Origin of the sequence: Paenibacillus sp. FSL R7-269 (genome assembly GCF_000517865.1) — a bacterium.
Lineage (GTDB): Bacteria > Bacillota > Bacilli > Paenibacillales > Paenibacillaceae > Paenibacillus_AQ.
The window spans coordinates 116,847-126,207 of record NZ_ASPS01000009.1 but is presented as its reverse complement, the minus strand read 5'-3'; the positions used below and the strand labels follow the sequence as shown (position 1 = coordinate 126,207).

Here is a 9,361-nt window from a genome sequence, read left to right as displayed (position 1 = left end):
TCGAAACTTTTTAAGCTTTGCCTTTCTCGCTTCCGCGATGATTCTGTTGAAGTAGCTTCAATATGATTAGTTTTCAGACACGCCCTAAGTAAAAGCTCTTTACTAAAATCATTTTTGGCAAACCGAAAGACTTCATTACCGTTAATAATGACAATGTCGTTGTGTAGACCATCTGTCAAATTGGTTTGAATGCTACTGACTTCTATACTGGGGTATTTTTCCTTTATATAATTAATGTAATTGGATAATTTCTCATCCATGAAATATACACATACTCCTCTCATAATGAAGGCAGAAGGGTAACGGTTGCACCGTATTGATATAAGGCTAAGGCGGAAGGTGCTAGTTCAAACTACACATACAGCAATTCTCCTTACATAGATTAATGGATATTATTTCAAGATAGATTATAATTGGAACTGCTGTTATTTCAAAGGACTTCTATCACCAATGTGGTTTCATTGAAGCATTTTTCGAAGAAAAGAGAAACGTTGTCTGAATATGCAGCCCTTGAAAATGCCTATCTTGATGGAATGAGAGAAATATACTGAGCGAGGTGGCTGCCAGAAGACATCTTGGAATATGGGGAATGCGATCTAATAATCCTCATATCAGGAAGGCTAATAAAGGAAGCCTTTATAGTTGGATTTTTGGAGGGATACCGTTTTATAAAAGAGCTCCAAAGATCGGGTGGAGGTCTCACTCTGGTTTAGAGCCAGAGTTCTATTGAAGAGATGTCCGTGATAGACTCCTATGAGTACCCTACCAAAGCATTGAAGCGGTATGGTGAATTAACAGGTGTCTTCTGCTTTACTATGGCTGTTTTAAAATTATCGTTTTCCGTCAGGTCAACTACGGGGTTATACAGGTTTCCACTTGCTCGCCGCTGAGCATTACTTTTACTTAAAAAGACTTACTCCAACAGTAACTCTTCGACGTTTGCTTGAAGCCTATGCTTTTGTACCAAGGATAAGGTTGTTCATCAGGGGCAACAAAGACGATATCCGCACCAAGCTCTTTGCATTTTTTCATGGATTCATAGATACATGCTTTGGCTAGTCCCTGATGTCTATACTTTTCTGCTGTCGCTAATGGTTCAATAAAGGCTGCCTTTGTATCCGAATCGAACCACATTCCGCAAAAAGATGCATAGCTTCCATCTGGAGCTGCAGCGACGGAGCAGATCTCTTGTTTATAGTCGAGCCATGCATGTTTTATGGGCAAATAGACATCGTCATCATAGGCAGGTGGTTCTCCTTCGTAATTAAATGCTCTCCACAGTAAATCATTCAGTTTCTCAAAATTGTACACTTCTTGTAGGCTCTTTATTTCAAATCCCACAGGAATAGGGACATCTTGTATCGGTTCGGATAAAGAGTATGTCAGAGTCCTGCCTTCGTCTCCCTTGGTGTATCCGTTGGCTTCAAGGCAAGCTTGTAATACATCTCCTTCATTTGCACCAATATTTAAATACTTATTCCCGTTATCATCTGTACCGGCAAAGGTACTTTCTGCATATTGAAGCAAGTCCGGACAAAGCTCAACATATTCAGGGTTAATATATATGATTGCATCACCATACCAAGGACTATCGAGTGAAACCCTTCCTACAATTTCACCGTCATCCTCCCAAATACCGATCTTTTCCGGATGAAACATTTCAAAACAGGGATGTTTAGAAAAGCAATCCCAGGTCACCTTTCCTATGTTATTGAGCTCATATTTGCTTTTTCCAAGTGCTTTGCTTATTTTTTCGACGTCCACATCTTTAAAAGTTCGAAAAGTTATCCCCACGATCATTCTCCTTGTTAGAAGTAATTAAGTTATTTTATATATTTAATTCTATATTTTGGTGGTTTGTAGTGCGAGTTAAAGAATGAATTATATCTATTTTTTATCTATGTATAGTTATTGTATGTTTGTTATGGGTTAGAAATAAGAAAAGGATACGTATGTCAAAACTATAGGTATACTCGTAGAAGCTTATATGGCGTTATATCCTACTGAGATCAGGCGGAGGTCTAACATTGGTTTAGACGATACCAACCGATTCGCTATAATAATAGTAATTATTCTACCGGAGGTGTCCAAGATGCGATTGGCTGAAGTTTGGGGAGAGCGCTAGCGACTTGAATTCTGGCTCCGCCCCCAACTAGGGTAATAGCTCAATTTCTTCTGGAGTATGCATGGTGATCATCCGCTAGGCTTTAATCAATCTTCAATGAACGGATAGGTATCCTCGCTTGATACATTCTGCAGAGCCTCTTGAGCTGTTTGGATAGCCCGTTCAGCAGTATCTGATAAGGATTTCTGATTGAAGAGAGGGCCCCAAAATCCCTCCTCATTCAAGATTTCTTTTATGTCAGGATCATGCTCAATCCATTTATGAATTAGGAAGGTAAATAGTCCGTCTCGGTTACGCTTAATGATTTCTACCTTATATATTTCGCTTGGCGAATATATGACCTGAACGACTTCATCCATAGGTTCTCCCCCTCACTGACAAGTTATTAACCCAACTATACCAAATATCCCTTTACGGGGGGCTTCTAGGGTGACATCAAATCCGTGACTACACTCGTAGAAGCTTATGTGCCGTTATCTTCGGACAGGGGTTCGATTAGACTTGTGATGAAGAAAGGTGCCGATTTTGTCCGCACCTTTGTTTTCGAATTTTGAGCTAACGAAGTACAATTCCTGTTTCTTCTTTATGTTACGCCTTATTTTGTTGGAAACGTTGTTTAAAAAATTCTTTAAATGTCATGGGTTTCCGACCAATCAGTCGTTCAAGATCTCCAGACGTTTCAGAGAATTCTCCGCTGTTAATACCTCGTAGCCAAGCTGATAAGAACTCACCAACGTGAAGTGGGACACCATTACTCGTCAAATTCTCCACATATTCTTTTTCGCTAATAGTGACATGGGCAACTCTTGTTCCACTAATCTCGGAGAGGTCATCAGCGATGTCTGTGAATGATCTCGCATCACTGCCATTTAGTGTATATGTCTTATTTTCGTGACCGTTCTGTGTAAGAACAGCCACATTGGCTGCCGCTAAATCATAGAGTGATGCAGCGGCAACTTTACCAGAACCTTCAGGTACTCTTACGCCGACTTCGTAAGCGTTACTACCGAAATAATTAGGCATGGCTTCGAAGTACGGCGGATTCCGCAGAATGGTGTATTCTAAACCGGATGCCTTGAGCGCCTCTTCCGCAAAGATGTCTGATCTCGTAACTTCAGGGATAATTAAGTCTGAATCTTCTCTTCTTGTAATTGACGTGTAAATAACCTGCTTGACACCTGCTTGTTTTGCAGCAGCGATGACATTGAAATGTTGTGTGTTACGGTCGGTAAATGCAATTGCGGAAATAAGCATTACTTTTTCAACACCATTAAAAGCTCGTAAAAGGGAGTTATAATCAAAGTAGTCTCCTTGGTGGACTTCCACACCTTCCTTAATAAAACCTGCAATTTGTTCGGATTGAGGATTTCGCACCAATACAGCGACCTGATTTGCCGGGACTTTCTTAAGAAGAAGCTCCAGTGTTCTATTGCCGAGACCGCCTGTTGCACCAGTAACAAGTATTTTCCCCATTTTGTACATTCCCCTTTTATTGGTAAATTATTTGCATATTAACTATTGCATTTGCCTAGCCTTTCGTACCACTTTGTGTCCTGTTAAGACTACAGTTATCAATTGTGTAAACGTAACTGTTACAGTTACACTTTGTGTAAAAAAAAAGGCTTTAAGATAACTGAGCCTTTTTTAATATCCCATCAACAACATCTTTTATAGTGAAACTTGCCAGAACATCTTCCATAGAAATCTCTACTTTTTTTAATATAATGCTAAGAACATCTTGAATATTAGCACCAACAATGCAATCCAGATTTGTATCTTCGTGAATCTGAAACAACTGCCCTTCAGTAACTACTTCTACCGATCGATATACATCAAGCAAGGTTATTTCATCAATTGGCTTTAAAAGATATGTTCCTCCATAGCCAAAATTAACTTTGACTAAACCAGCCTTTTTCAACATCCCGGTTACCCTGCGAATGACCACCGGGTTTGTATTTACACTACTTGCAACCAACTCTGAAGTACAAATCATATCTTTCCCAATGGACAAAAAACTCAGTATGTGAATTGCTACAGAAAATCTAGTGCTTATTTTTATTGCAGGCACCCCCTTCTGCAACCATTATAGTTACACCTATTGCGATTGTCAACTTGCCTATCCAAAGGGCTTCTAATAACCTCTTTAATACTATGCCCCACAGCTACATTGCCAACAGCCTCCAATGGACCATCGATGTTCGCAGCATCTAATCATCCACATCTTTCTCAAAATTGTTAGAATATGCTGCGATAACGTTAGGAAAGTAGAATAGGTGCATCGTAGCATGAGAAAAACTTGAATGACGACGATAACGCTGAGTATATTGTTAAAATAAATTATGCAAACAATGTGCTCCGAAGAGGATTATATTCAACTAATGGGTAACCGTTCTGAAGGTAAACTGATTGATATAGAGATGCAGTTGTTTAATAAGTATGACATTGAAAAGAGAACGATGTTTTATTGGAGCAAACGGTATGCGAGTCAACTGAGTCAGGGAGACAAATATCCAGAGTTGAGGAAATGCGTGACGATAAACATTTTAAACTATACGTTCTTGAAGAATGAGCAATATCATAACGTATTTCATCTGCGGGAGGACCGAACAGGGATATCCTTGATTGACGACATTGAGGTGCATTTCTTGGAGTTGCCGAAGCTGGATGAACATAGCGTTCCGTCTGAAGGCGGGGTGATCAATTGGCTGTTATTCCTGAAAGGTGCCGATACATCACAATGGGAGGTGCTGAAGATGAATGAGCCGGGTTTGGAGAAGGCAATGGATACCTTGCAATATTTGAGTCAGGATTCAGAAGCCAGACGGTTGTATGAGGCCAGACAGAAGTATCTGCATGATGAGGCATCTATGCTGGGAAGTGCGGAAATGGCAGGTGTAAAGAAGGTAGCTAAGAACATGCTTGACCTGAATCTAGACATACCGATTATTGTAAAGGCCACTGGATTAACGGAGCAGGGGATCAATGCTTTGAGGAAGTAAGGAATGAGGGAGCAGCCTATATGCGGATTATCCCTTTCTATAAGTTAGGCAAATTATATAATTGCGGGGGGCTTCTAGGGTGACATCAAAACTGTAACTACACTCGTAGAAGCTTATGTTCCGTTATCTTCGGACAGGGGTTTAACTCCCCTCGGCTCCAATATGGAGTAAAGCAGAAGACACCTTAAGAGGTGTCTTTTTTCATGCCTGAGGATGTATTATTAATTCCCTAGAATATAACAAGCCGCTTTCCCTGGATGGCTAAGAGGAAAATGATGACCATACGGAACAACATCAACGTTACCAAGCTGTACTGGAGCAGAATAGCGCCGATCTTGATCTCCCCAAATAACATGAAGAATAGACCTTGGTACTTTGGTGAAATCACCCTGAAAGTTTTTTGACAGGAAACGGTTGAGTTGAAGAGTGGTATTTACAATTCTAGGCGAAGTGAAGCTGCTGCGTACTTTGGCAATATAGTGTTTCGGAATGCTCTCTATATTTTCAAACAGACCATTATCAATTAAATAACGTTCTAATGAATTAGCCGTTGCTAACTTCAATGCCCATTTGTTCATAAATTGAGGAGCGTGAAACGGTTTAGAATTTTTATTGGCAACAGGTGGCTGAAGTAAAGTAATCGCATTATTCGTATCTAGGTACTCTCTCGCTAACGCTTCCAGCAGAATAACCGCGCCGAAGGAATGGCCAATCCAATGTGCGCCGTGAGTGGCTTTTCCTGATAACTCCTTCACTACATTCAAATAGAGATCCAGAAGACTCTTCTCCCGCTTAAAAGGGGAACGTCCTAAACCCGGGAGATCCGGAATCCATACCGGTCGACCCGTTTTTTCATGAAGCTCTAGTCCTAAAGGAAACAAATCGGCTCCATCACTGAGCAAACCGTGGAATAAAATAAATGGCCTGCCCTCACCTGGTATTTGATAAATCACAGTATTTCCGATTAAGGTTCGTTCAAAAGCATGATTATGCTGGTCATTGGGGTACATCAAGCGATAATCCAAATCTGCTACTACGGCCGGGAAAAAATTCATCACACTCGTTTTAGTAAACCAATCTTCTCCCATGACTTTTTTCGGTAAATCATTTGAAAAGGTTCTATTTGTAATGAAATTCAGTCCGTCCGATGGAATTCGTGTGATTTTACTGATCCCGCTGTTCATAAGTGCCTTCATGAAGCGAAGCGGCACGGAGATTGCAGGTGCGGCCATATTCATACTTTCTGACATAACGCCTAATAATTCAGATATATCCGGATCATGCTGGTTGTCTGGAACAAGTGTATAGGTTTCAATAGACGATGGCTCCAGCTTAACAACCTGAACAATAAACTTCGCCAGCGCATCGTTTGAAATAAGCGGTAACTTATACCCCTTGCCTCCAGGAATAACTGGCATCAGCCCTCTGCGCATACTCTCCACAAGCAAGCCTAAGCCAGCTACCTGCTCTGTACTTCCTGTTGTACTGCTGCCGACTACGGTTGGCGGATTAATCACAGAGAGCGGATAGCCTACTGCGGATGCCTGCTGGCGAATATACAGATCTGCTAAAAACTTTGTTCTTTCATAAGGATTTTTTATTTTCAAATAGTCGTGCCCTTCTTGAAACACATCAATCGCAACCTTGCTATTATCATCATCAAAGGGGGACATATATCCAACTACATGAATAAATTGCTGCAAACCCTTCAATTGCTGGATGCGTTTGGCGAATTCACTGATATGCTTGGCACCATTTAAAAACACAGAAGTTGCTTCTTGCGTTGTCGCTTGAATATCCATTTGTCCGCCTGCGTGAATAATAACATCCGTGCTGAGTACCCTTTCTTTATCTTCATCACTTAGACCTAAATCCGGTTTCGTCAAATCACCTTCAATAAAGAATAGGGCTGCCTCGTTGAGAATCCCTTTTTCCTGAAAAACACGTATTGCTTTACTTTTTGACCGCACTAAAAGAAAAATCATAATCTCCTCTTTAAGAAGCTCCTCCACAAGTTGCCTTCCAATAAAACCTGTTCCACCTGTTAAAAATATCGTTCTCATAACATGTGCGCTCCTTTTTAGTACTGAATGGTACTAGTCTTGTGCAAAAAAAATGCTTCGCTTATCGAAGCAAGTTAAAAAAGTGGCTGGCTGTTTTCGTGATCACCGTTGCATCCTTCAATGTCTCTGACAGAAACAGCGCTCCTTCCAGATTCGTTATAAAAAGTGCCGCTACCTCATCAATATGAATCGTATCTCTAAACTCGCCTTTTTCTGCTCCTTGCTGTAGTAATAGAGAGATTTTCATTTGTAAGCCTGTAAAAAAGAGACCTATTTTTTCCTTTATGTGCGTTGCTTGTGCAGGGGTTTGAATATAAAGAGTAATAAATGGACAGCTACCCTTATACTCTCTGGACTGAACTCCTTGCGATAAATGCTCTAGAAACATCTGGACACGCTCTTCAACGGGTAATTGATTCTGAGAAAGGATTTCATCCATTGCACGCTCATATGTTTCAATCCAATAATCAACGACTCCTGCTAACAATTCTTCCTTATCAGCGAAGTGATAATACACATTCGATTTGGACACTTTGCTTACACGTACTAATTCATCCATGCTGGTATAAGCAAATCCCTTTTCTAAAAATAAGGCTGCCGCTACTTCAATCACACGTTTTTGATTCATTATTTTTACCTTTGTCATGACTAGAACTATATAGTACTAATTCAAACATTGCAAGTATTTTCATTTTTGCGTAATCCCTAATATTCATCTATAATTGTAGGCTACTATGCACCTGTCAGGAGGAAATGATGAATTTTATTAAAGAACACCTTGCAGGATATGGCGTGAGCGAGCAAATGAGTGTGTATCTCTCGAATATCATCATGGTTTTATTTATTGCTATGCTCTCTGTAGTGGCCAATCTTGTCGCCAAAAAAATCGTACTGAAGATCATCATCCATATCATTAATAACAACCGGTATACGTGGGATAATTTCTTTTTGGAGAAAAAAGTGTTCCACAAGCTGTCGCATCTCGCTCCGGCCTTTATCATTTATTACGCTGCATCTATTTATCCGCTGTATCAGGATATCATCACGAAGCTCGCCTTAACTTATATGATTATCGTAACGATCACGGTGTTTAATGCCCTGCTTGATGCCATCGATGCTATTTATCGTACGTATGAAGTGTCCAAGATTAGGCCGATCAGGGGTTACATTCAGGTTGCGAAGATTATTCTGTATATTATTGCTGCTATTATAGTGATTTCTAACCTCATGGGACAGAATCCGCTGATTCTTCTTAGTGGACTGGGTGCTTTATCTGCTGTTCTTATGTTGGTCTTCAAGGATTCTATATTGGGCCTCGTGGCAGGGGTGCAATTATCCTCTAACGATATGGTCCGTGTAGGCGACTGGATTGAAATGCCTAAATATAATGCTGACGGCAATGTAATTGACATTACGCTGAATACGGTAAAGGTGATGAATTTCGATAAAACCATTACCATGATTCCAAGCTATGCCCTGATCTCAGACTCTTTTAAAAATTGGCGGGGCATGGAAGCTTCTGGCGGCAGAAGGATGAAGCGAAGTGTCTGTATTGATACAAGCAGCATATGTTTTTGTACCAAAGAAATGATTGAAGAGTTCCGGAAAGTACACTATCTCAGCGATTATGTCACGACAAGATTAGATGAAATTAACGCTTATAATATCGAACATCATATCAATATGGAGAGCAAAGTGAATGGAAGACAGCTAACGAATATCGGAGTATTCCGGGAATATGTCCAAGAATATCTGCGCAATCATCCCAAAATTCATAAGGATATGACGCTCATTGTCAGACAGTTAGAAGCAGGAGACAGTGGACTGCCCTTAGAAATCTATGCGTTCAGCAATGAGACGACCTGGGGTGTGTATGAGTCGGTACAGTCGGATATCTTTGATCACATTTTTGCGATTATTCCTCTGTTTGGACTTCGCGTTTTCCAGAACCCGACGGGCCAGGATATTGTTAATTTAAAAGAGAGAAGAGAGTATTCGGCGGGGTATTGAGGATATGGCAATGGAAGAGGATTAGCCTTTGCGGGCCAGGCCGGAGGCCGGGCAATGTTGCAATGTTGTCCAATTAAAGAATGAAGTAGCCCCTCATTAGTGTATAATAAAGCAAATTGAAGCCCTATCCCTGTCCTTGGACCGGAACGGACAGGAAGCTGAGG

The 9,361-nt window shown here is 40.7% G+C and carries 7 protein-coding genes and 2 pseudogenes; 2 read left to right on the top strand and 7 right to left on the bottom strand.

All coding sequences use genetic code 11. The annotated features are described in order from the left end of the window. The 5 genes and pseudogenes from C162_RS35865 to C162_RS03745 all read right to left on the bottom strand — a co-directional run. Positions 1-260, bottom strand: a pseudogene (locus C162_RS35865) (hypothetical protein); the annotation flags it as partial. 643 nt (positions 261-903) lie between these two features. After that, entirely contained in the window at positions 904-1,794 is an 891-nt protein-coding gene (locus C162_RS03760) for a GNAT family N-acetyltransferase (protein WP_162174438.1), read from the bottom strand. A gap of 417 nt (positions 1,795-2,211) precedes the next feature. Continuing rightward, positions 2,212-2,484: a hypothetical protein gene (locus tag C162_RS03755; RefSeq protein ID WP_036691360.1), complete on the bottom strand. Its 273-nt coding sequence runs from the start codon at positions 2,482-2,484 to the stop codon at positions 2,212-2,214. 229 nt (positions 2,485-2,713) lie between these two features. Next, positions 2,714-3,598, bottom strand: coding sequence for an SDR family oxidoreductase (locus C162_RS03750; protein ID WP_036691359.1), 885 nt, complete (start codon positions 3,596-3,598; stop codon positions 2,714-2,716). A gap of 151 nt (positions 3,599-3,749) precedes the next feature. Continuing rightward, positions 3,750-4,184: an Rrf2 family transcriptional regulator gene (locus tag C162_RS03745; RefSeq protein WP_036691400.1), complete on the bottom strand. Its 435-nt coding sequence runs from the start codon at positions 4,182-4,184 to the stop codon at positions 3,750-3,752. Positions 4,185-4,512: 328 nt separating this feature from the next. Here C162_RS03745 and C162_RS03740 point away from each other — a divergent pair. Then, positions 4,513-5,124 (top strand): annotated as a pseudogene (locus tag C162_RS03740) (Rpn family recombination-promoting nuclease/putative transposase); the annotation flags it as partial. A gap of 221 nt (positions 5,125-5,345) precedes the next feature. Here C162_RS03740 and C162_RS03735 read toward each other — a convergent pair. Further along, the gene (locus C162_RS03735) at positions 5,346-7,187 is read right to left on the bottom strand and encodes an alpha/beta fold hydrolase (protein ID WP_036691358.1); all 1,842 of its coding nucleotides are present in this window, start codon (positions 7,185-7,187) and stop codon (positions 5,346-5,348) included. Between the two features lie 61 nt (positions 7,188-7,248). Then, on the bottom strand, positions 7,249-7,815 hold the full coding sequence (locus tag C162_RS03730; protein ID WP_036691357.1) for a TetR/AcrR family transcriptional regulator: 567 nt from the start codon (positions 7,813-7,815) through the stop codon (positions 7,249-7,251). A gap of 128 nt (positions 7,816-7,943) precedes the next feature. On the opposite strand from C162_RS03730, the gene C162_RS03725 reads away from it, so the two are divergent. Beyond that, complete coding sequence (locus tag C162_RS03725; protein ID WP_036691356.1) at positions 7,944-9,197, top strand: mechanosensitive ion channel family protein; 1,254 nt, start codon at positions 7,944-7,946, stop codon at positions 9,195-9,197. The last annotated feature ends 164 nt before the right edge of the window (positions 9,198-9,361 follow it).